The sequence below is a fragment of the Streptomyces sp. NPDC047525 genome (assembly GCF_040643025.1).
GTDB classification, from domain to species: Bacteria; Actinomycetota; Actinomycetes; order Streptomycetales; family Streptomycetaceae; genus Streptomyces; species Streptomyces durmitorensis.
Window position 1 is genome coordinate 1,102,984 of record NZ_JBEYTL010000001.1, and the last position, 23,506, is coordinate 1,126,489.

The 23,506-nt window shown below is 71.1% G+C and carries 18 protein-coding genes; 17 read left to right on the top strand and 1 reads right to left on the bottom strand.

Going from position 1 to position 23,506, the window contains the following annotated elements:
* Window positions 1–48: 48 nt before the first annotated feature.
* The 17 genes from ABZ833_RS05150 (at window position 49) to ABZ833_RS05230 (ending at window position 21,968) form a co-directional block, all read left to right on the top strand.
* A complete protein-coding gene (locus ABZ833_RS05150; protein ID WP_361041109.1) occupies window positions 49–2,034 on the top strand; it encodes a hypothetical protein in 1,986 nt (661 codons plus the stop codon).
* 149 nt (window positions 2,035–2,183) lie between these two features.
* Window positions 2,184–2,885: an alpha/beta fold hydrolase gene (locus ABZ833_RS05155; protein ID WP_361041111.1), complete on the top strand. Its 702-nt coding sequence runs from the start codon at window positions 2,184–2,186 to the stop codon at window positions 2,883–2,885.
* Between the two features lie 152 nt (window positions 2,886–3,037).
* A complete protein-coding gene (locus tag ABZ833_RS05160; protein ID WP_361041113.1) occupies window positions 3,038–4,324 on the top strand; it encodes an FAD-dependent oxidoreductase in 1,287 nt (428 codons plus the stop codon).
* Complete coding sequence (locus ABZ833_RS05165; RefSeq protein WP_361041115.1) at window positions 4,321–5,082, top strand: DUF1365 domain-containing protein; 762 nt, start codon at window positions 4,321–4,323, stop codon at window positions 5,080–5,082. Before ABZ833_RS05160 ends, ABZ833_RS05165 begins: the two co-directional genes overlap by 4 nt.
* A gap of 44 nt (window positions 5,083–5,126) precedes the next feature.
* Window positions 5,127–6,380 carry a cyclopropane-fatty-acyl-phospholipid synthase family protein gene (locus ABZ833_RS05170; protein ID WP_361041406.1) on the top strand — a complete coding sequence of 418 codons (1,254 nt, stop codon included), beginning with the start codon at window positions 5,127–5,129 and terminating at the stop codon, window positions 6,378–6,380.
* Window positions 6,377–7,666: a cyclopropane-fatty-acyl-phospholipid synthase family protein gene (locus tag ABZ833_RS05175; RefSeq protein WP_361041118.1), complete on the top strand. Its 1,290-nt coding sequence runs from the start codon at window positions 6,377–6,379 to the stop codon at window positions 7,664–7,666. The genes ABZ833_RS05170 and ABZ833_RS05175 overlap by 4 nt, the downstream gene beginning before the upstream one ends.
* On the top strand, window positions 7,663–8,466 hold the full coding sequence (locus tag ABZ833_RS05180; RefSeq protein WP_361041120.1) for a DUF1295 domain-containing protein: 804 nt from the start codon (window positions 7,663–7,665) through the stop codon (window positions 8,464–8,466). The genes ABZ833_RS05175 and ABZ833_RS05180 overlap by 4 nt, the downstream gene beginning before the upstream one ends.
* Window positions 8,467–8,695: 229 nt before the next feature.
* A complete protein-coding gene (locus ABZ833_RS05185) occupies window positions 8,696–9,445 on the top strand; it encodes a GAF and ANTAR domain-containing protein (RefSeq protein ID WP_361041123.1) in 750 nt (249 codons plus the stop codon).
* Between the two features lie 168 nt (window positions 9,446–9,613).
* A complete protein-coding gene (locus ABZ833_RS05190) occupies window positions 9,614–10,972 on the top strand; it encodes an NAD-binding protein (RefSeq protein ID WP_361041125.1) in 1,359 nt (452 codons plus the stop codon).
* A gap of 249 nt (window positions 10,973–11,221) precedes the next feature.
* Window positions 11,222–12,643, top strand: a complete 1,422-nt coding sequence (locus ABZ833_RS05195) for an amino acid permease (RefSeq protein ID WP_361041128.1) — start codon at window positions 11,222–11,224, stop codon at window positions 12,641–12,643.
* 210 nt (window positions 12,644–12,853) lie between these two features.
* Complete coding sequence (locus ABZ833_RS05200) at window positions 12,854–13,624, top strand: GntR family transcriptional regulator (protein ID WP_361041131.1); 771 nt, start codon at window positions 12,854–12,856, stop codon at window positions 13,622–13,624.
* A gap of 34 nt (window positions 13,625–13,658) precedes the next feature.
* The gene (locus ABZ833_RS05205; protein WP_249586246.1) at window positions 13,659–13,886 is read left to right on the top strand and encodes a ferredoxin family protein; all 228 of its coding nucleotides are present in this window, start codon (window positions 13,659–13,661) and stop codon (window positions 13,884–13,886) included.
* 32 nt (window positions 13,887–13,918) lie between these two features.
* A complete protein-coding gene (locus tag ABZ833_RS05210) occupies window positions 13,919–15,268 on the top strand; it encodes an ABC transporter substrate-binding protein (RefSeq protein WP_361041135.1) in 1,350 nt (449 codons plus the stop codon).
* On the top strand, window positions 15,265–16,167 hold the full coding sequence (locus ABZ833_RS05215; RefSeq protein WP_361041137.1) for an ABC transporter permease: 903 nt from the start codon (window positions 15,265–15,267) through the stop codon (window positions 16,165–16,167). Before ABZ833_RS05210 ends, ABZ833_RS05215 begins: the two co-directional genes overlap by 4 nt.
* Window positions 16,168–16,171: 4 nt before the next feature.
* Entirely contained in the window at window positions 16,172–16,966 is a 795-nt protein-coding gene (locus ABZ833_RS05220; protein WP_361041139.1) for an ABC transporter ATP-binding protein, read from the top strand.
* A gap of 45 nt (window positions 16,967–17,011) precedes the next feature.
* A complete protein-coding gene (locus ABZ833_RS05225) occupies window positions 17,012–19,705 on the top strand; it encodes a fumarate reductase/succinate dehydrogenase flavoprotein subunit (RefSeq protein WP_361041142.1) in 2,694 nt (897 codons plus the stop codon).
* Window positions 19,706–19,808: 103 nt separating this feature from the next.
* Entirely contained in the window at window positions 19,809–21,968 is a 2,160-nt protein-coding gene (locus ABZ833_RS05230) for a hypothetical protein (RefSeq protein ID WP_361041145.1), read from the top strand.
* A 5-nt stretch (window positions 21,969–21,973) separates the two neighbouring features.
* Here the strand turns inward: ABZ833_RS05230 and ABZ833_RS05235 are convergent, their stop codons facing one another.
* Window positions 21,974–23,458, bottom strand: coding sequence for a serine/threonine-protein kinase (locus tag ABZ833_RS05235; protein ID WP_361041147.1), 1,485 nt, complete (start codon window positions 23,456–23,458; stop codon window positions 21,974–21,976).
* Between the last annotated feature and the right edge of the window lie 48 nt (window positions 23,459–23,506).

The window sequence follows — 23,506 nt, forward strand, 5'->3', positions numbered from 1 at the left end:
ACCTGGTCAGGACGCAACGTCGTCAGCCTTTGGAAGGCTTCTTGATCGATGAGCACATCGCAACGGCGGTCGGCCACGGAGTCCGGGCGGGTGGCCCTTGACCAGGCCGAAGCCGTCATCGTCGACCAGTACACCCGCCTCGTACGCCTCGCCTACCTCACGCTCCCCCACACCCTCAGCAGGCACCAGCGGGTTCTCGTCGCCCATTCGCTGGTACAACGCGCCCTGCCCGGCTTCCGCATAGGACGGGCCACACCCCGGGTGCCCGCACAGCGGGGCAGGCCCGACCCCGCGGTGGCGAGCGTGCGAGCGCGCGTCGTCCGCTCGGCGCTGGCCCACGACCGCCGCCCGCGCGGCTGGCCTGGTTTCCTGCCGCCTCCCCGCACGCTGCGCCCCACGCTCCCGGTGGTCTGGGGGCTGCGTCTCTTCCCGCGCGCCGGCGGAGGCGAGGAGATCGCCCTTGGCCAGGTCCTCTCCGAGGTCCCCGCACCCGCCCGTGCGGCCTTCGTGCTGCTCCAGCTGGAGGGCCTGTCCCGCTCCGAGGTCGTCGAGCTGCTCACCGCCGCCGATGTGCCCGAGCCGGAGCACGCGCTGCGCACCGCCTGCGACGTGGAGGCGGCAGCGGGCGGCGCGACCGCGGCCGGGGCGACGGAAACGCTCCTGCGTTCGCGGGAGTTCGACGCCTGTTCCGTACAGACCCGCCCGACCGATCTGCTGCGCCGCAGACGCCGGTACCAGCTCGCCTGGGTGAGCGCGGGCCTCGTCGCCCTCGCATGTGCGGTGCTGCTGACCGGCATCTGGGCCACGCCCCCGGCCGAGCCCTCCCGAACTGCCGGCATCCGCCCCGCGATCAGCCCCGCCCAGTTGCTCCGCACCCCGGGCGACACCTGGGCCGACACCTCACGCGTGGACTTCACCGCCTGGCCCGCACGCGGCGCACGTACCGGCGACGACGAACTGATCAACCGAGCGCTCGCCACGTGGACCGACCCGCCACGCGGCACCAGGGTCGGCGTCGCGAAGGCCACCACCGCCGAACCGCCGCCCAGGAACACCCAGTTGCTGTACGCCGGTGTCGTCGGCCGGGAGGCGGTCGTGCTGTTCCACGACGGCCGGCGCGTCGTCCGCTACGGCGAACCGATCTCGTCGCGGGGCGCCGCATCCCTGGACATCACCCGCTCCGACGAGGCCGATGTGACCACGGCGGCCGCACTCGTCCTCAGCCGCGGGGCGGGCAAGATCCGCTATCTGACCGCCCCTTGGATCGCCGAGGCGCAGACGCGCGATCTGCTGACCCCCAACTCCCCCGGCCGTCCGCTCGGCGTGTCGGACGAGGGCGTCACCGATGCCGTCGGCCGGCCGCCGGGCAAGGGAGCGTGCGACAGCCTGCCGGTCATGCAGCTGCGCTCCTCCAGCAAGATCGTGGAGAAGCACGCCTTCCTCGTCACCGACCTGGGCGACCTGACTCCCGCGCATCTCAGCTACACGCCCCTGCCCGGCACCGGAGCCCCTCCCCGGCAGCCCCGCGAGGCCACCAGCAGCGCGGCGCTGCGGAGTTGGGCCCGCACCGCGTGCCAGCTCCCCGAGATGCGGGGCGGCGGCGTGCGGTCCGTCAACCAGTGGGACTTCGCCGAGCAGGACCTGCCCGAGCAAGGCGGCCGAGCGGTGTGGTCCTGCACCCGTGCCTCCACCTGGCGCGGCCCCGGCGACGTCCTCGTGCAGTTCCGCACGTCCACGGCGTCCGCCACCGCTCCGGCGAAGGTCGTCGGGCAGGCACGCTCGACCGCTGCCTGCAGCCGGTTCGGCCAGCACATCGTGGCCAGCACCCCCTGGACGGCGGGCTCCGGACGCCACTACCTCCTCGCCGCGGGCAGTCGCGAGGTCACCGGCATCGAGGTGACCGGTGAGGTCGAGGAGACCGAGCGAGGGCGCACACTGGCCGTCAAGGCTCCCAAGGACCCCGGCGTGAGTGTGCGGGCACGCCTGACCGACGGTGAGACCCTGGACGAGGTCGGCTCGCGCCCCGCGCGCTAGGCGGACCGCACGGAGCCGACGAGCGGCCGCGGCGGAGGCAGCCGTGCCGTACGACCCATCCGGCACCGGCGCGGCTCCGAATCACGTGTGTCCGCCACGTTCGGCCGGCCACCGGCTCCGGCCGGTCACCGACATGTCGAGGAGTCCCCGTGCCCATCCGCGACGGCCACCGCCCGGCCCTTGAACTGAGCGGGCCGGTCGAGAAGCCGCGTGCCGCCGTGCTCCTGCTGCACGGCGGCCGTGAGCACGGGACCACCGCGCCGCCGCCGTGGAATCTGCCGGGTGCGCGCCTGCGTCTCTTCGAGGGCGCGATCCGGGGCGCGATCCGGCGGTCCACGTCGCAGGACGCCGTGCTCCTCGGGCGGGTGCGCTATCGCGTCCGGGGCTGGAATGGAGAGCGCCAGGACGCGGCGCAGGATGCCCGCCGCGCCCTGCGTGAGCTGGAACTGCTCGCGGGTGAGGTGCCGACCGTCCTGGTGGGGCATTCGATGGGGGCCCGCGCCGCACTGGCGGCCGCCGGGGACCCGCTGGTACGCGGGGTGGTCGGCCTCGCACCCTGGTGCCCCACCGGGGAGCCCGTGGCGCACCTGCGCGGGCGGCGCGTGGTGCTGCTGCACGGCGACAAGGACCGTACGACCGATCCCAGGTCGTCCCTGGACTTCGCGGCGCGGGCAGGCGCCGCGGGCGCAGACGCGGCCACCGTGCTGATGTACGGCAGCGGCCACGCCATGCTGAGCCGGGCCACCGCGTGGCACGACCTGACCGGCAGGGCCGTGGCCGGGTTCCTGGGCCTCGCCGAGCTCCCCGCGGTGATCTCCGAACAGTTTCCTCCCACCAGCACGTCGCGGTGACTGCCAGTACGTCGCGGTGACGGCCAGTGCGTCACGGTGACGCTGTGACGCGGTACCGGAGATCGTCGCGCTCTTGACCAAGCCGCGGCACGTCCCGCTCCGAATCATCTCCAGAGCACGTCCGGCGGGTCCGGACGAGGAGATGGGACGGCATGAGAGAACAGCGACGGCGTACGGCGGTGGTGGGATCCGGGGTGGCGGGGCTCACCGCCGCGTACATCCTGCGATCCGCACACGATGTGACCCTCTACGAGGCGGACGACCGCCTAGGCGGTCATGCGCACACCCACGACGTCCCGGGGTCGGACGGCAGGACACGCGCCGTGGACTCCGGCTTCATCGTGCACAACGACCGCACCTATCCGAACCTGCTCCGCCTGTTCCGGGAACTGGCCGTCACCTCGCAGCCGACGGAGATGAGCATGTCCGTGCGGTGCGAGGGGTGCGGTCTCGAATACGCGGGCGCGCGGGGCCCGCGCGGCCTGTTCGCGCAGCCGCGCAACGCGCTGCGCGGCCCCTACCTGCGGATGCTCTCCGAGATACCGCGCTTCCACCGCAGGGCATCGGAGTCCCTGACACAGAACCCGGACGGCGGGGACGACACCGGACGCGACGACACGTTCGGCGCGTTCCTCACGCGCCACCGCTTCTCCCCCTACTTCGTGCGCCACTTCGCGGTGCCTCTCGTCTCGGCGGTGTGGTCCTGCCCGCCGGGCACGGCCCTGCGCTATCCGGCCCGCTATCTGTTCCGGTTCCTGGACCACCACGGGATGCTCACGGTCACCGGATCTCCCGCCTGGCGCACGGTGGCGGGCGGCTCAAGGGAGTACGTGGAGCGGATCGGCAAGCAGCTCCAGGCCGTTCACACATCCATGCCGGTGCGGTCCGTGCGCCGTGGTGACGGCCGCGTGGCCCTCACCACCGTGGACGGCACGACCGATACGTACGACTCCGTGGTCGTCGCGGTCCACCCGGACCAGGCGCTGCGTCTGCTGGCGGACGCGTCCACCGAGGAACGCGAGATCCTGGGAGCCTTCCGGTACTCCCGCAACCCGGCCCTGCTGCACACCGACACCACGGTGCTGCCGCGCAGCCGCGCCGCGCGCGCCTCGTGGAACTATCTGCTCCCCTCGTGCGGCGCCACGACCGACCACGTGCGGGTCAGCTACGACATGACCCGTCTGCAGCGGCTCGACGCCCCCGAGACGTACGTGGTGACCCTGGGCGGCGAGGAGGAGGTCAGCCCCGACCGGGTGCTGGCCGAGATGGCGTACGAACACCCCGTCTACACCCCGGAGTCGCTCGCCGCACAGCGCAGGCTCTCCTCCCTGAACGGCCCCGTCACCGCCTTCGCGGGCGCCTATCACGGCTGGGGTTTCCACGAGGACGGCTGCCGCTCGGGGGTCGAGGCGGCCCTGGCGATGGGGGTGCGCTGGTGAACGCCTCCCCCGGCCAGGTGCCCGCGCTGTATCCGAGCGTCATCACCCACGTCCGCACCAGCCCGCGTCACTACCGGCTCACGCACCGCACGTACCTGTGGCTGATCGACCTGGACGCACCTCCCCGACTTCCCTTCCTGCTGCGCCCGTTGGCCCGTTTCGACGGACGCGACCACTTCGGCGGCACGGCCACCGGCATCAGGGCGGGGCTCGATGCCTTCCTCGCCACGCGCGGGATCACGCTGGACGGCGGGCGCGTGCTGATGCTCGCCCATGCCCGGGTCCTCGGGCACGTCTTCAATCCGCTGTCCCTGTACTGGTGTCACGGACCCGGCGGTGAGCTGCGCTGTGTCGTGGCCGAGGTGCACAACACCTACGGCGAGCGGCACTGCTACCTCCTGGGCCCCGACGCCGCGCGGAGCGCGGACGCGCCCCAGGAGTTCGAGGTGCCCAAGGAGTTCTACGTCTCGCCGTTCTTCCCGGTCGACGGCGCGTACCGGATGCGGCTTCCCACGCCGGGCGAACGCCTCGCCGTCACCTTGCACTTCGACCAGGGCGGCCACCGGAAGTTCACGGCGACCGTGCGCGGCGAGCGCCGCCCCGCGACCACCGGTGTGCTGCTGCGGGCTGCAGTCCGCCACCCCTGGTCCACGGTCGCCGTATCGGCGGCCATCCGGCGGCACGGCATCGCGCTGTGGCTGCGTGGTCTGCCCGTGCAGAAGCGACCCCGTCATCGTCCCCAGGAGGGCCTGAAGTGAGTACGTCCACAACCGGTGTGTCCAGTGCGTCCGGCGCGTCCGGTGTGCCCGGCGATTCCCGTGCACGGGTCGCGGTCGACGCCGAGCGGTGGCCCGATGTCGTGGCCGTTCCGCGGTGTTCCGCGGCGCGGCAGGCACTGACCCGGGCCATCGTGCGCCGCGCACTGAACGGTCTGCCGCTCCAGGTCGCGATGGGCGGCGGTGAACTCCTGGGCAGGGGCGGCCCGTTGCTGGAGGTGCGCGATCCCGACAGCTTCCTGCGGCGCATCGCGACGCACGGGCTCGTCGGCTTCGGCGAGTCGTACATGGCGCACGAGTGGGACGCTCGGGAGCTGGTCGCGGTGCTCACCGTGCTCGCCGAGCACACGGCCACGCTGGTACCGCCCTCGCTGCAGCGGCTGCGCGCCCTTTGGGCCCCCAGGCAGCCGGCTGAGCAGCGCAACACCCCCCGTGGCGCACAGGCCAACATCCAGCACCACTACGACCTGTCGAACGACCTGTTCGCCCTGTTCCTCGACGACTCCCTGAGCTACTCCTCCGCGCTCTTCGACGACTTGCCCGCGGCCTGGTCCGATCTGGAGACGGGCCAGCACCGCAAGATCGACCGCATGCTCGACCTGTGCGGTGTGGGACCCGGTACGCGGCTGCTGGAGATCGGCACGGGCTGGGGCGCCCTGGCCGTCCGCGCGGCGGCGCGGGGAGCGAGCGTCCACTCGGTCACCCTCTCGGCCCAGCAGCGCGACCTCGCCCGGGAACGGGTGCGTGCGGCGGGCCACGAGGACCGGGTCCGCATCGAGCTGTGCGACTACCGCCAGGTGCGCGGCAGATACGACGCGATCGCGAGCGTGGAGATGATCGAGGCGGTAGGGGCGGAGTACTGGCCCACGTTCTTCCGCACCCTGGACTCCCTGCTCGCGCCGGGCGGCTCGGTGGCGCTCCAGGCGATCACCATGCCGCACGACCGGATGCTCGCGAGCCGGAGCACCTACACCTGGGTGCAGAAGTACATCTTCCCCGGTGGTCAGCTGCCCTCCGTCCGCGCCGTCCAGGAGACCGCACGCGCCCACACCGGGCTGCGGGTCACCGCGTGCGACGGATTCGGCGCACACTACGCGCAGACGCTGGAGCTGTGGCGCGAGCGCTTCGCCCAACAGGACGTCGCCGTGGGCGACTTGGGCTTCGACGCCACCTTCCGGCGCATGTGGGACTTCTACCTCGCCTACTCCGAGGCGGGCTTCCGCTCCGGCTACCTCGACGTGCACCAGATCCAGCTGACCGGACAGGGAGCAGGACAGTGACCTCGACCGCCGAACGACTCAACGGACTCCTCGCCGACGCGCTGGGCGGACCCGTGCCGCTTCGGCTGCGCGCCTGGGACGGCAGTGAGTGCGGACCGCCGGGCACCCCGGTCGTGATCGTCCGCTCCCGCCGGGCGCTGCGCCGTCTGCTGTGGCAGCCGGGCGAACTCGGCCTGGCCGAGGCGTACATCACCGGTGACCTCGACATCGAGGGCGACCTCGCAGACGGGCTGCGGGCCATGTGGGCCGGAGCCCGGGAGCAGCGGCTCGCACCGGTCCGACCCGGCGCGGGGCAATGGGCGTCCGCCCTGGCGACCGCGGTCCGGCTCGGCGCCGTGGGGCCGCCTCCGAAGGCGCCCGCGGGCCGCGCCCGGCTGCGGGGCGTGCGGCACAGCACCGCCCGGGACCGTGCGGCCATCAGCCACCACTACGACGTCTCCCACCGCTTCTACGAGCTGTTGCTCGACCCCTCGATGGCGTACTCCTGCGCCTACTGGGAGAGCGAGGATCCGCGCCACGGCCTCGCGCGGGCCCAGCGCGCCAAGCTGGAACTCGTCTGCCGGAAGCTGGGCCTTGCCCCCGGCTCCCGGCTGCTCGACGTCGGCTGCGGCTGGGGAGCGCTCGCCCTGTACGCGGCACAGGAGCACAAGGCGCAGGTCACGGCCGTGACGCTGTCGCGCGAGCAGCGGGACGTCGTCCGGGCGCGGGTGCGCGAGCACGGCCTCGGCGACCAGGTCGACGTACAGCTTCGGCACTACCGCGCCATCGAGAGCGGACAGTACGAGGCGATCAGCGTGATCGAGATGGGCGAGCACGTCGGGGACGCGGAGTATCCGGGGTTCGCATCCCAACTGCACGGCCTGCTGCGGCCGCAGGGCCGGATACTCGTCCAGCAGATGTCCCGCGGGTCCACGGCGCCCGGCGGTGGCGCCTTCATCGAGTCGTACATCGCGCCGGACATGCACATGCGCCCCCTCGGCGAGACGATCGGCCTGTGGGAGGGGGCGGGCTTCGAGGTGCGTTCGGCCGAGTCGATGCGCGAGCACTACGTGCGCACCGTCACCGCCTGGCGTGCCACGCTGGAGGAGCGCTGGGAGGAGTTCGTCGGTCTTGTCGGCGTGGAGGCGGCCAGGACCTGGCGGCTGTACCTGGTGGGCGGATCGCTCGCGTTCGAGGAGCGGCGGATGGGCGTCGACCAGATTCTCGCCGTACGCACCAGTGACCTGGGCTGGTCGGGGATGCCGGCCACGACGGCCGCCCTGCACCGCGGGGAGGGCGCGTCGTGAACGGTTTCGCCTGGGGCGCGTTCGGCGTCAACCTCGCCTTCGCCGCGCTCACCGCCCTCGCCATGCTCCTGGCCACCTTCGCGTTCGCGCTGCGCCGTGGACTGCACCGTGTGGTGGACATCGCCTGGGGGATCGCCTTCGCGGCCGTCGCCCTCATGACGTACGCCCTCTCGTCCGGGCACGGCGACGAGGGGCGACGGCTCCTCGTGACGGCCCTGACCGTGGTGTGGGGCCTGCGGCTCGCGGGGCACATCGCCTGGCGTGCCCGGGGCCACGGCGAGGATCCGCGCTACGAGCGGCTGCTGTCCAAGGCTCCGGGCAGCAAGGGCGCGTACGCCCTGCGCATGGTCTATCTGCTGCAGGCCGGTCTGGTCTGGCTTGTGTCCCTGCCCGTGCAGGCCGCCGCCTACATCTCCGGACCGGTGGGTGCGCTCGCCGCCGCCGGAGCACTCCTGTGGCTAGTCGGTCTGGTCTTCGAGTCGGTCGGGGACTTCCAACTCGCCCGGTTCAAGGCGGACCCGGCCAACAAGGGCCGTCTCATGGACCGCGGCCTGTGGTCCTGGACGCGCCATCCGAACTATTTCGGTGACTTCTGTGTCTGGTGGGGCCTCTTCCTGCTCACCTGCGAGGCACCCGCGGCGGCCGCCGCCACGGTCATCGGCCCGCTGGTGATGACGTACCTGCTGACACGGGGCAGCGGCAAGGCGCTCCTCGAACGGCACATGGCGGACCGGCCCGGTTACGCCGCCTACCGGAAGCGCACCAGCGGATTCTTTCCGAGGCCACCACGAGCGCCCTAAATGGGCCGCGGCAAGGGGCGGGGGTTGACGGGAATTCAATCCCGCTTTCAACCGAGGGAAAGAGCGACAGTCGGCCAATTTCGATCCTTGCCATAAAACGACCACATGGGATCGTGCCGTGTCCGACATGCGACGACCGATCGCGGTAGCGTGGAGAGGATTCCGTGAATTCCCCAACTGGAGCATGAACCCAGTTCTGTTGCCGGCATCGGGCGAAGGGAGCAGCGGCATGACCGCCATGTCCGAGAGGCAGCACGAGAAGCGGCTCGCGTCCGCGTTCACGGATCTCGCCGGCCCACTGGTACGGGACGTGAACGTGACCGCCGTCCTGCACACCCTGGCCCAGCACTGCGTGGACCTCCTTGACGTCTCGGCGGCCGGGGTCCTCCTCGACGTTCCGCACGGCCCGGGTGTGGAGGTCGTGGCCTCCGACGAGTACACCCGTGCACTGGAGCTGTTCGGCCTCGAATGGGACGAAGGCCCGAGCCTGGACTGCTGCCGCCCCCCGGCGCACGTCTCGGAGACCCGGCTGGACGCCGACGACGCCTGTCCACGGTGGCCGCGGTTCACACCACGCGCCCTGCTCCTCGGCTTCACCTCGGTCGCGACGGTACCGCTGCGCTGCCAGGACACGGTGGTCGGCGCCCTGAGCCTCCTCCACGACCGGCCGAGACCGCTGGACGACGTTCAGCTCCGGCTGGCCAAGGCGCTGGCGGACACCGCCGCCATGTGCGTGATCCAGCAGCAGGTGCTGCAAGGACAGACCACGCAGATCGCACAGCTCCAGGGCTCCCTGGAATCCCGGATCGCCATCGAGCAGGCCAAGGGATTCCTCTCCAACTCCCGCGGCTGCACCGCGGACCAGGCCTTGATCCGCATGCGGACGTATGCCCGCAACCGGCAGCTCAAGCTCTCCGATGTGGCCCGCCAGGTCCTGGACGGCGCCGTCGCGCACACCCTGCTCGACCCCGAACGCTGATCCCTCCCGCATCGCGGCGGGCGCCGGGCACGGCCTCGTGCAGTCGCATGCGCGGCCTTGTGCAGTCGTACGACTGACGGCTCTCGATGTCAGACAACTGCTCGAGTACACGGGCGGTCGGCCCCCTTAGCGTTCTCACCACCCGAGAGGCGAGGGAGCACGTACGCGATGCCCGAGAACTCAGCGCCGCAGCGGTACTTCGTGGTGATCGGCAGCGACATGGCGCGCAGGGTCTGCGGGCAGCTGCAAACGGCCGGACATCTGGTGCGTCATCTCGACCGACCCACGGACGAGGATCTGCGCCGGGCGCTGCGGCGCGACGTGGCCGGTGTCGCGGTCCTCCTCGACGACGACGTCGAGTCCCTGCGCTACGCGCTGGCCGTCGAGCACATCCACCCGAACGTCAAGCTGGTCGTGACGGTCTTCGACCGCACCGTCAGCGAGCAGCTCCTGCGCGTGCTCCCGAACTGCCAGGTCACCTCGCCGGCCGATGTCGCCGCGCCCGTTCTCCTCGCCGCCTGTCTCCAGCCCGGTCTGCTGAGCCTCACCCGGGCATCCACGGGGCACATGGGCGCCCGCTGGCAGGACGACGCGGTGCGCCTGGAGGCGTGGCGGCCACCGCGCTCGCTGCGGTACCGGGCCCGAATCGGCAGGATCCAGGGGCAGTTGAGACCGCACGACGGGAGTTCGCGGATCATGCTGACGGGCCTGGCCGGGCTGCTCACGGTGCTGCTCGCCGACTGGGCCTGGGCCGTGGCCTTCCACCACCGCTCGCCCGTCGAGGCACTGTTCGAGGCGGCGCGGACGGTGTCCGCCGTCGGCCCTGCCGCGGCCCACGGCTCGCACACCTATCTGTTCTTCTCCGCCGTCGCCATGCTCGTCACCATTGTCTTCACCGCGGTCTTCACGGCGGGCATGGTCGAACGCCTGCTGGGACCGCGTGCGGTCGGCATCGTGGGCTCCCGCGCCCTGCCGCGGTCCGGCCACGTGGTCGTCGTCGGGCTCGGGCAGGTCGGCCTGCGCCTGTGCACCCAGCTGCGGGCCCTGGGCATCGGCGTGATCGCGGTCGAGCGGGACCCGGCGGCGCCGAACCTGCGCCTGGCCAGGGCTCTCGGCGTGCCCGTGGTCGTCGCCGAGGCCAGTGACCGGTTCGTCCTGAGCACGCTCGGCCTCGGACAGGCGCAGGCACTCGCCGCCGTGGCCTCCGACGACCTGGACAACATCGCGGTGTCGGTGGCGGCCCTGGCCGTCGCGCCCGAACTGCGGGTGGTCATGCGCGCGGGCGAGCACGAGGCCATCGCGGAGACCCGCTCCCTGTTCCGGATCGGGCACGTGCACGACCTCAACAGCCTGACCGCCGCGTACACGACCGCGAGCCTGAGCGGGCTGCGGCCACGAGGCGTGGTGACCCACGGCAAGCGGCTCCTGGTGCAGCGCGCGGACGGGGCCTTCGTGCCCTGGCCGCTCGCGGACCGCTGCGATCACCCGCAGGAGCGCGAGATCCTGCCTGCCCTCGACCGCGTTTGAGCATGTGTCTGAAGAGCGCTCCGTCGCGCGTGACATGTGTCCATGGTGACCCGGCCGCCTTCGCTCCTATCTTCTGCGTACCTCTTCTGCGTACCCCGATCCCGCACGCCGGGTGATCCACGGCCTGCCATCGGGGATCGGCCCAGCTGGTGCACGCACCCACCGTCGTCCCACCCGCGCTCGGCACGTGGACAGCCCCCACCACCAGACCGGCCATGGCCCCATTTCGTCCCCCCAGAAGGACTGAACATGAGCGCGCAACCCACGAACACCGACGTGGCATCGCCACCCCGTGACGCCGGCCGAACGCCCTCCGATGACGGCCTCCGCGCCGGACTGAAGAACCGCCACCTGTCGATGATCGCGATCGGCGGTGTCATCGGCGCCGGCCTGTTCGTCGGTTCCGGCTCCGGCATCGCGGCCGCCGGGCCCGGCATCCTGCTGTCGTACGCCCTGGTCGGCACGATGGTCGTCTTCGTCATGCGGATGCTCGGCGAGATGGCGGCGGCCCGCCCCTCGTCCGGCTCGTTCTCCGCCTACGCCGACCGGGCGCTCGGCCGCTGGGCCGGTTTCTCCATCGGCTGGCTTTACTGGTTCTTCTGGGTCGTGGTCCTTGCCGTCGAGGCCACGGCCGGCGCGAAGATACTCGAAGGGTGGATCCCGGCGGTCCCGCAGTGGGGCTGGGCCCTCATCGTCATGGTCGTCCTCACGGCGACCAACCTCGCCTCGGTCGCCTCCTACGGCGAGTTCGAGTTCTGGTTCGCCGGGATCAAGGTCGTCGCCATCGCCGCCTTCATCGTGATCGGCGGTCTCGCGGTCTTCGGCGTACTGCCCGGCTCCGGCCACGAAGCCGTGGGCCTGACCCATCTCACCGGCCACGGCGGTTTCCTGCCCAACGGTTCCGGAGCGATCCTCACCGGCATCCTGATGGTCGTCTTCTCCTTCATGGGCAGCGAGATCGTCACCCTCGCCGCCGGTGAGTCCGAGAACCCGCGCCGCGCCGTCACCAAGGCCACCAACAGCGTGATCTGGCGGATCGGCATCTTCTACCTCGGCTCGATCCTGATCGTGGTGTCCGTGCTCGACTGGGACGACCCCGCGATCGCCGAGAAGGGCTCGTACGTCGCCGCGCTCGACGTCATCGGGATCCCGCACGCCGGACAGATCATGAACGTCATCGTGCTCACCGCCGTGCTGTCCTGTCTCAACTCCGGCCTGTACACCGCCTCACGCATGGCCTTCTCGCTCGGCGAGCGCGGCGACGCGCCCAAGGCCTTCGCCCGCACGAACAGCCGGGGCGTGCCGCAGGCCGCCATTCTCGGCTCGGTCGTCTTCGGGTTCGTCGCCGTCTTCTTCAACTACCAGTGGCCCGACACGGTCTTCCTGTTCCTGCTCAACTCCTCCGGCGCCGTCGCGCTGTTCGTCTGGCTGGTCATCTGCTTCACCCAGCTGAAGATGCGCCCCATCCTGCTGCGCGAGTCGCCGGAGAAGCTGGTCGTGCGGATGTGGCTCTTCCCGTACTTGACGTGGGTGACCATCGCGATGATCTCGTTCGTCCTGGTCTACATGCTCACCGATGACGCCGGTCGCGATCAGGTGATCCTCTCCATGCTGGTGGCCGCGCTGGTCGTGGCGGTCTCGCTGGTCCGGGACCGGCTGCGCTCGAACTAGCAGCGGCAGCGGCAGCTGCCGCTCGGGCTCGTCGGCCGGGCGTGGGGGATGCCCCACGCCCGGCCGACGGTGCGCAATCCAGGGCTCCCCCTGGCAGATCTCTCCGAAAGCCTCGCGAACACGCAGGTCAGAGGCGGTGCGCGTGGTGCGTTGAGTGGCGCAATACTCCGGCAACACCACGGCCGTGAACACGTCGGTATGGTCCCTCGCATGCCAGCCGAACGTATCCGCGAGCACACTGTGCCGGTCGCCGCCGCACGACGGCGCCGCCTGCGCGCGGACCAGGCGCGGCAGCTCGCCGACCTGTTGCGCCACCAGGTGCGCACGGGGGGCTTCCCCAGCGGCGTCCTTCCGCTCGAGGGTGCGATCGGCAGCGATTACCACGTCTCCCGGAACACCGTCCGGCAAGCGCTGGACCTCCTCCGCACGGAAGGGCTGCTCGAACGGCAGCCCGGGGTCGGCACGGTCGTGGTGTCCGAGAAGTATCCGCACGGCCTCGACCGGCTGCAGGGCCTCGCCGAGACCCTGCACGAACACGGCGACGTCACCAACGAAGTCCGTACGGTCGGTCCCGTCCCGGCGCCCGCACCCGTGGCCCGGCGCCTTGGCCTGGTGGAGCACACCGACGTGCTCTACATCGAGCGGCTGCGCCGGCTGAACGGCCTGCCGCTCTCCCTCGATCTCACCTACGTCCCGATGGACATCGGCGCCGGTCTCATCGGCTGCGACCTGGAGAACACCGATGTGTTCCGGCTCCTGGAGACCCTGACCGGGCAGCCGCTCGGCACGGCCGAGATCACTCTGGAGGCCGTCAACGCCGACGTGCACTCCGCCGCCGTTCTCGAGGCCCCGCGCGGTGTCGCCGTACTCATGCTGGAACGCCTCACCTCGTTGTCCGACGGGCGCCCCGTGGACCTGGAGTTCATCCGCTTCCGCGGTGACCGCATCTCCATGAGCGGGCTGCTCCACCGGGCCCTCTGATTCCTCACCCGCCACCTCTTTCCGGGAGACAGCCATGCCTCTGGCCCCCCAGCGCGCCGACGTGCCCGTGACCATCGACGAGTCGAAGTGCATCGACGGCTGCACCCTCTGCGTCGACATGTGTCCGCTCGACTCGCTCGCGATCAACCCGGAGAGCGGCAAGGCCTTCATGCACGTCGACGAGTGCTGGTACTGCGGCCCGTGCGCGGCCCGCTGTCCCACGGGTGCGGTCACGGTCAACATGCCCTATCTGCTCCGGTGAAGCCGGCGAAGGCCGAGAGGTTCCCCACTCCCATGAAACGCACGGCACTCAACGCCGCCCTCGCCGCCCTGCTGGTTCTCCCCCTGGCGGGCTGCGGCGGGGCGAGCGCGGACGACTCCGGCACGGTCACCGTCACCATCGGCTACCAGTCCAAGACGATCAACACCGTCACCGCGGGCACGCTGCTGCGGTCGCTCGGCTACTTCGAGCGCGAGCTCGCCGAGCGCGGCAAACGTGAGGGCGTCACCTACAAGGTGAAGTGGCAGGACTACGCCACCGGTGCGCCGATCACCGCGCAGATGACCGCAGGGAAGATCGACATCGGTTCGATGGGCGACTTTCCCCTCCTGATCAACGCCGCCCGCGGCACACAGCTGAACCGGCCGACGAAACTCGTCTCCGTCACCGGCTACAACCTCCGGGGCGGCCTCAACACCGTGGTCACCGGCACCGGTTCGAACCTTTCGTCGATCAAGGACCTGCGCGGCAAGAAAGTCTCGACGAGTGTCGGCTCGGCCGCCGACGGCACTCTCGTACGGGCGCTGCGACAGGCGGGCATCGACCCCGAGGACGACATCCGCAAGCTCAACCAGCAGCCCGCGGTGGGTGCTTCGGCGCTCCAGGCGGGCAGCGCGGACGCGCTGTCGCAGTTCGTCGCGTGGCCCGGTCTTCTCGCCTTTCAGGGCCGGGCCCGAGCGCTGTACGACGGCGCGGAGCTGAACCTGCCGACCTTCCACGGGGTCACCGCACGCGAGGACTTCGCGAAGAAGAGGCCCGGGGTCCTCGAGGACTTTCTGCGCGCCCAGGCGAAGGCGACCGACTACCTCAACAAGCGTCCTGTCGCCGCCGCCGAGTCGGTGGCGAAGGCCACCGGTCTTCCGCCCGAGGTCGTCTACCTCTACAACGGCGCGCACGGCATCGCCACGTTCGACACCACGGTCAAACCCGCTCTGGTGGCCGCGTTGAAGAAGGACGTGCCCGTGCTGAAGTCGGCGAAGCTGGTGGGCGACGTGGACGTGGACCGTTTCGTCGACGAGCGGTACGTGAAGAAGGCGTACGGCGACGGATACGCGACCGCGCTGGCCGCCACCCCCAAGCCGCCGCGCAGCGAACTCTGGCTGAAGGGCGAGGACAGGACCCGGCCCTTCGCCACCCCGGCCGAGATGCTGCGCCAGGCAGCCGCCCGGCAGGGCAGGGTGCGTGCCGCGTACGTCCCCGACGCCACCACCGGGACGCCCTGGTTCGCCGACAAGGCCGTGTGGGTGGCCGACGGCACGAAACTGCTGCCCTTCGTCACTCCCGCCACCGCCGCCGCCTACACCACCGCGCATCCGGGCGCTCGCACCATCTCGTACAACCAGGCCCTGAAGCAGGCATCATGACGGTGCGTCACCTCCTGCGCCTTCTGTCGCTCGCCGGAGCGCTCGGCCTGTGGCAGCTCCTGACCGCGCTCGACGTCAACCTGTGGCTGCGCTTCGAGCAGTTCCCGACGGTCGTCGACGTCACGCGGGAGTTCGGGCGGCGCATCGGCAGCGAGGCGTACTGGCAGGACCTCACCGACAGCCTCAGCCGCATCGTCACCGGCTTCGTGCTCGCGGCGGCCGCGGGGGTGGCCGTCGGCACGGCGATCGCCCGCTCGCGCCTGGCCGCCGACCTGCTCGGCCCCGTCCTCGAAGTGCTGCGGCCCATACCGGCGATCGCCCTGGTGCCGGTGGCGATCCTGCTCTTCCCCAGCAACGAACAGGGGATCGTCTTCATCACCTTCACCGCGGCGTTCTTCCCCGTCATGGTCTCCACCCGGCACGCGGTGCGCGCCCTGACCCCGGTCTGGGAGGAGGCGGTCCTCACGATGGGCGGCGGCCGGTGGCGCGTCCTCGGCTCGGTGGTCCTGCCGGGGGCGCTGCCCGGCATCCTCGGCGGGCTCTCCGTGGGCATCGGCGTCTCGTGGATCTGCGTGATCTCGGCGGAGATGATCTCCGGCGAGTACGGGGTGGGCTACCGCACCTGGCAGGACTACACGGTGGTCGACTACCCCGGCGTCTTCGTCGGCATGGTGACGATCGGCGCGCTCGGGTGGATGACGTCGACGGCGGTGGAGGTGCTCGGCCGCCGTGTGACGCGGTGGCTGCCACGGACGGAGTTCCGCGGCGAGGCGCCGGTGCCGTCGCGCCGGTATCCACGGGCGGCTCCGCACCCCGGCTCAGACAGGCCGAAGGCCGACGAGGCCGTGCCCAGAGTGTCCGCGTCACGCACGCCGGACCGCGTCCACAAGGAGGCGTGACCCCATGACCACACCCCCCGAGACCACCGTCGGCCCCGCCCCCGTCCTCGCCCCGCCGCGCGGCACCCGGCTCACGCTGCGCGACGCGTCGATCGGGCGGCAGGGTGCCGTCGTCCTCGACGGGCTCGAACTCGACGTCGCGCCGGGCGAGATCCTCACCGTCGTCGGCCCCTCCGGGTGCGGGAAGTCCACCCTCCTTCGCACCCTCGCCGGGCTGCTGCCCCCGCTGGGCGGGGAGGTCGAGCAGGACGGGAGGCCGATCACCGCGCCGCACGCCGAGCGTGCGCTGATCTTCCAGGACGACGCGCTGCTGCCCTGGCGGACGCTGCGCGCCAATGTCGAACTGCCGCTGGCGATCAAGGGGTTGGGGCGGAGCGAGCGTCGCGCGCAGGCCGAAGGCTGGCTGGAGCGTGTCGGCCTGGGCGGGCACGGGGCGAAGCTGCCGCACCGCGTCTCGGGTGGGCAGCGGCAGCGTGTGCAGCTCGCCCGTGCCCTCGCGGGCGAGCCCCGCGCCGTGCTCATGGACGAGCCGTTCGGCGCCCTTGACGCGCAGACCAGGGCCGGGATGCAGCAGCTCCTCGCCGATGTGCTGCGCGGCACGGGCGCGACCGTCGTCTTCGTCACCCACGACGTGGACGAGGCACTCTTCCTCGGCGACCGCGTCGCCCTGCTCGGCACCGGCACCGGCACCGGCACCGGCCGCGTCCTCGACGTACCGCGCCCGCGTGACCGCACGTCCCACGGCGACCCCGCCACCGTCGAGCTGCGCCGCACCGTACTGACGTCCCTCGGCGCCTGATCCCATCGGCGCCTGATCCCTCTGCGCCTGAGAGGCCCTTCCACCATGCAGATCCCCGCAGTCACCGACGCCCAGGAGCTCTCCTGCGACGTCCTCGTCATCGGCGGCGGAACGGCCGGCACGATGGCGGCGCTCACCGCGGCCGAGCAGGGCCGGGACGTCCTGCTCCTGGAGAAGGCGCACGTCCGCCACTCCGGCGCCCTCGCCATGGGCATGGACGGCGTCAACAACGCCGTGATCCCCGGCCGCGCCGAACCCGACGACTACGTCGCCGAGATCACCCGCGCCAACGACGGCATCGTCGACCAGTCCACCGTCCGCCAGACGGCGACCCGCGGCTTCTCGATGGTGCAGCGCCTGGAGTCGTACGGCGTGAAGTTCGAGAAGGACGAGCACGGTGAGTACGCGGTGCGCCAGGTGCACCGCTCCGGTTCGTACGTCCTGCCCATGCCCGAGGGCAAGGACGTGAAGAAGGTCCTCTACCGGCAGCTGCGCCGCCGCGAGATGCGCGAGCGCATCCGCATCGAGAACCGCGTGATGCCCGTCCGGGTGCTCACGGCGGACGGCAGGGCGGTCGGCGCCGCCGGATTCAACACGCGTACGGGCGAGTTCGTGACCGTCCGCGCCGGAGCCGTGATCCTCGCGACGGGCGCGTGCGGCCGCCTCGGCCTCCCGGCGAGCGGCTACCTCTACGGCACCTACGAGAACCCCACCAACGCAGGCGACGGCTACGCGATGGCCTACCACGCGGGCGCCGAGCTCACCGGCATCGAGTGCTTCCAGATCAACCCGCTGATGAAGGACTACAACGGCCCGGCCTGCGCCTACGTCGCCAACCCCTTCGGCGGCTACCAGGTCAACCGGCACGGCGAGCGCTTCGTCGACTCCGACTACTGGTCGGGGCAGATGATGGCGGAGTTCGCCGCCGAACTCGCCTCCGACCGCGGTCCGGTGTATCTCAAGCTCAGCCATCTCCCGGAAGAGTCCATCAGCTCGCTCGAGAACATCCTGCACTCCACCGAGCGCCCGACCCGGGGCACCTTCCACGCGAACCGCGGCCACGACTACCGCACCCACGACATCGAGATGCACATCTCCGAGATCGGCCTGTGCGGCGGCCACTCGGCATCGGGCGTCCGCGTGGACGACCACGCCCGCACGACCGTGCCCGGTCTGTACGCCGCCGGGGACCTGGCCTGCGTACCGCACAACTACATGATCGGCGCGTTCGTCTTCGGCGACCTGGCGGGCGCGGACGCTGCCCAATTCCCTTCGTACGAGGGTGAGTTGCCGCAGCATCAAGTGCGGGACGCCCACGAACTGATCTACCGTCCGCTGCGCAACCCGGACGGACCGCCGCAGCCACAGGTCGAGTACAAACTGCGCCGCTTCGTGAACGACTACGTCGCCCCGCCCAAGTCGGGCGCCCGGCTCTCCCTGGCCGTGGACCACTTCGAGCGGATGCGCGGCGAGATCGACGAGATGGGCGCGCAGACCCCGCACGAGCTGATGCGCTGCGCCGAGGTGCACTTCATCCGGGACTGCGCCGAGATGGCGGCCCGGTCGTCGCTGGCCCGCACGGAGTCACGCTGGGGTCTCTACCACGAACGCACGGATCACCCGAAGCGCGACGACGACGGCTGGCTGCACCATCTGGATCTGCGCAAGTCCCCATCCGGGGCGATGGAGTTCACGGCACGACCGGTGGAGCCTTACCTGGTCCCGGTCGCGGAGTTCACGCCGGGCGGCGGAGCGTCGCGCCATCTGGGCGAGGTGCACCCGGAGCAGGTGGCCACCGCGGGGCAGCGTGACGTGGCCCCGGTCGGATCGGGCACCCGCACCAGCACACCCTCACGGGAGACCACGGCCTCTCACTCCCCACGCATCCTGGAACTGCTGGCTCTCAGCGACACCGAGCCCGAACTCCCTCTGCTGAGGCCCTTCTTGACCGACCCGGACCCCGCCGTGCGCCGTGCGGCCGTGGCCGCGCTCACCGAGACCGTCCCCACGGGAACGGGCCCGGCGCTCGCCGAGACACTGGCGGACACGGATCCGGGGGTACGCGGCGCCGCTGCCGCGTCCCTGCGCGAACTGGTCGAAGTCCTGCCCCCGGAGCCGGACTTGTCCCGGGGCCTGCTCAACGCCCTCGGCCATGGAGACGCCGTGGTCCGGGCGACCGCGCTGGACGTCCTGCGCGCCCTGCGCCTCGGTGAGGCCGCCGCGTACGCCCCCGCGCTCGCCGATCCGGACATCGAGGTCCGCATCGCGTCGGTACGCGCCCTGGTCTCGGTCGGCGCCGTCACCACGGTCGCCCGCGCCGCCGTCGACCCGGCCCGCGAGGTGCGCGTCACGGTGGCACGCGGCCTCGACACCCCGGAGGCACTGGCCCCCCTGCTCGACGACGCGGACGTCCTGGTCCGCGCGGCAGCCTTCACCGCCCTGGCATCCGTGGGCTGCCCCACCCCGTACGACGTCAGGGCGGTGGACGCACTGGCCGCCCCGTCCTGGCAGGTCCGCACGGGCGCGGCGGCGGCGCTGGGCGCGGCCGACCCCGAAAGCGCCGTACCCGCCCTGCCCACGGCACTCGCCGACCCCAACGCCGACGTCCGCAAGGCCGCGGTCCTCGCCCTCCTCCGGCACGCGTCGCACGAGGCCGCCCGCACGGCGCTCGCCTCGGCGGTCCTGGACCCGGACGCGGACGTCCGCGCCTACGCCGCCCGGGCGGCTGCGCCTGCCTGAGCGCCGGGGAACGCCGCATCCCGCCACCGCATCACGCCGCGAAGTTCTCTGGTGATTCGCCGTCGATTCATGTGCACTTGACGGGTATCACCGGGAGGTCGCCATGGCAGGCGGGCGCAGCAGGAGGTGGCTCCTCACCCGCGGCTCGGACGCTCGGTCCGCGGGGCCGCGGAGGCTGCTGCGCCCCGGGGGCCGGTTGTTGTACGCGGCTGCCGTGGTGGTCGGCGGCGTGGCCGTGGGCTTGTCCCAGGTCTGGACGACCGGGGCTGTGGCAGTCGGCCTCGCAGCGGCTCTGACGGCCGGCGTCGGGCTGCTGACGGAGCATCTGCGCTCGCTCCACCAGGCCCGCGTGCCGAGGCGGAAGTGGTCCGACCACCTGGCCCAAGTGCGGCGCGGTCGGGTGCCGCGCGTACGGGAGGTCATCGACTTCGGAGCATGGGGAGTGAAGCATCCCCGTGATCGCGACCGCCATGCGGTCCCTTACGTCGAGCGCGACATGGACTACCAATGGCGTGCCGCCCTGGACGGAAGCGGATTCGTCCTGGTGCTCGGCGAGTCGACAGCGGGCAAGACACGCGCCGCTTGTGAAGCCGTGCGACGGCTGCTGCCGGACCACGCATGGGTGAAGCCTGTCAGCCGGGACTCGGTGGCGGTGGCCCTGGACGCTGTCGGCACCTGCTCCCGCTGCGTCCTCTGGCTGGACGATCTGGAGAAGTATCTCGGAAGCGGGGGCCTCACCGAGTCCCAGGTAAGGCGCCTGCTGGAGCATTCCCGCGGGGAAGTGGTGGTGGTCGCCACTCTCCGCAGCGAAGAGCACCGCCGTTACAGCGCACGGGAGGGGAGCAGACTCACCGGTGCCGAGCGCGACTTCTGGCGGGAGGAGTGCGCCGTCGTGGCCCTGGCGACCGTGATCCGGTTGGATCGGCTCTGGTCACCGACGGAGATCGGCCGCGCCCGCGAGCTCCCGCCCAGTCGGCGACTGCGTCTGGCCCTGCAGGCAGCCGACCGATTCGGGATCTCCGAGTCCCTCGCCTGCGGACCGGACCTGGTGCACGAGTGGCGGAACGCGTGGACATGCGGCGCGCACCCCCGCGGTGCGGCGCTCGTGACGGCAGTGCTCGACTGCCGCCGCGCCGGCCTGCACCGCCCCGTACCTCTTGGCTGGTCGTCGCTGGATCATGAGCCGTACCTGGCGGCTCGTGGTGGCCATCTGCTGCGCCCGGAGCCGTTCCCCGAAGCACTGGCCTGGGCGTGCCGGCCACTGAGCGCCACCAGCAGCCTGCTCGCGCAGGACGACCGCACCGAGGGCCTGAGCTGCTTCGACTACCTGCTGGGATGCGAGGATCTGGAACCTGTGCCGGACCACCTCTGGGAGGCATTGCTCCCGCGGCTCGATCCGCAGGAAGCATACGAACTCGGGCTCATCGCCCACAGTGAACTCCGCCTCGAACACGCCCGGTCGGCGTTGCGCAAGGCGTGCGAGAACCACGTGCCCGGGGCCGAGTTCGCACGCGCGCTGGTCATCGGGGATGCGGGACACCCCCGACAGGCCATGGCATTGCTCCGAGCGCTCCCCGGCCATGACGAGCACGGTTCGCCGACGACCGACCTCCAGCTCTCCCACTTCCTGGGCGTGGCGGGCGAATATGACGCTGCCGCCCTGTCATTTCGCGGCCTCGCCGACGAGATGGGGCGCTCGCTCGGCACGGACCACCCGGACACCCTCGCCGCACGCCACGAAGCGGCGTACTACACGGGCGAGGCAGGGAACACCTCGGCCGCCATCAGCGAACTCACCTCACTGGTGTCTCATCGTCAACGCGTGCTTGGCGCCGAACATCCACAGACTTTCGCGACACGCCGCAGTCTGGCCTGGTTCCAAGGCCAGTCAGGCCAACTGGACCACGCAACACGAGAGTTGGACACGCTCCTGGCCGAGGCCCAACTCACCCTGGGCCGCCGAGACCCGCACGTCCTGGCTGTCCGCGCGGCACACGCCTGGTTCCTCGGGCAGTCAGGCGCATGGGGCCAGGCCGCCCAAGCACTCGCCGGGGTTCTGGACGACCGGCGGTCCGTACTCGGCCCTGCTCATCCCCACACCTTGGCAACCCGCCATCAACTCGCCGTGGCCACCGCGTGCAGCGGTGACCGTGGGCGGGCCCGAGAACAACTGCGCACGCTACTCATGGACATGCGCTCCCATCTTGAACCCGGCCATCCTCACCTGCTCGCAGCCAGGTGCGCGCTGGACTCGCTCGCCTGACGTTCCTACGCGGTTTCGAAGACCACGGCCGTCAGGAACAACGCTCCAGCACCCGTGCCGAGAGCGGCCAGCGCCGTCGTCCACCAAGTGAAGTCCAGGCTCACGGCAAAGAGCACGCAGGCGAGGCCGCCGAGCAGCACCATGTTGAGCAGCGCGAGCAGGCCGGCGCTGTCGCTCTCGCCGGATTCCTCCCCGGCAAAGTAGGCAATCACGCCGAGGACGAATACACCGACCGTCTCGCCGAGCCCGATCAAGAAGTCGTAGTACCAAGGAAATTCACTTCTCGCCGCCATCAGCCATACGAGGCCGACGAGGCCGACCATCACTGCGACCAGACCCAAGCAGGGGATCACCTCCGAAGGCCCGCCCCTTCGGTGGCCCCGGAGATACGCCCACCGCCAGTTCGACGCGAAACCGGTGAAGGCCACAGCGGCAGCGAGGACAGCGCCCCAGATCACAGCTGCCACGACGCCTGATCCGCCGGCTCCGAGCAAGAGTCCGAAGGCGCCGAGCCCAGCGATCAGACCGGCGCCCAGCATCTCGCGCAGCTCCCGGTGATCCCGGCGAGGATCCGGAGCAGGGGGCGGGGGCGAAGGGGACGGACGGGGCGGAGGAGGAGGAGGGGGCGGAGGGCGAGGCGGGGAGGGAGGTGCCGTGGATATGGCGTCCAGTCGCCGCCTCACCTCTTGGGCCGTGGCGGGGCGGTTGCCCGGGCGCTTTTCGAGCAGGTCCATCACGAGTTCGTTCAGATCCGGCGGAATCCCGGGCCTGAGAGTTCCCGGTTCGCACGGGATGTCCTGCACATGCTGTCGCATGACATCGAGCCCCACAAAGGGTGTACGCCCCGCGAGTAACTCGTAGAGCAGACAACCGAGCGAATAGAGATCCGACCGGCCGTCGACCCGGCCGGCCCTGATCTGCTCCGGCGACATGTACGGGTAGGTCCCGACGACCCGGCCGTCCTCAGTGATCCGCGTATTCCCCTCGGCGTCCTCCTGGAAGCAGGCAATTCCGAAGTCCAGCAGCTTGACCCGCTCACTGGCGGTGATCTGCACATTGGTGGGCTTGATGTCCCGGTGCACCAGGTTCACTTCATGGGCTGCCTCCAGCGCCCGGCAAATGTCCCCGCACCAGGAGACGATCTCTCTCAGCGGTACGCCGCCGGGCGTCTCCTCGGCCGCCCGCCTGTTGAGCGTCTTCCCGTCGAGCAACTCCATGACGAGATACATGACATCGCGGCCGCCGAGCACACCCCAGCCGCAGTCATAGGCACGCACCACGTTCTCGTGGGCGATCTCACCGGTGATCGTCCACTCACGCACGAAGCGCCGCTTCGCAGCCGGATCCGTTTCCAGGTCCGGCCGCAGCACCTTGATCGCGACGGGTCGCCGCATGCGCCAGTCCATCGCCTGCCAGACATCCCCCATGCCACCGCCGCCGAGCCGCATCCTCAGCTCGTACCGGCCGTCGTCCAGCCCGTCCCCCTGCATCTTCCGAGTGTGACGGGAACTTCCCCGTTCCACGAGACGCTCACGGGA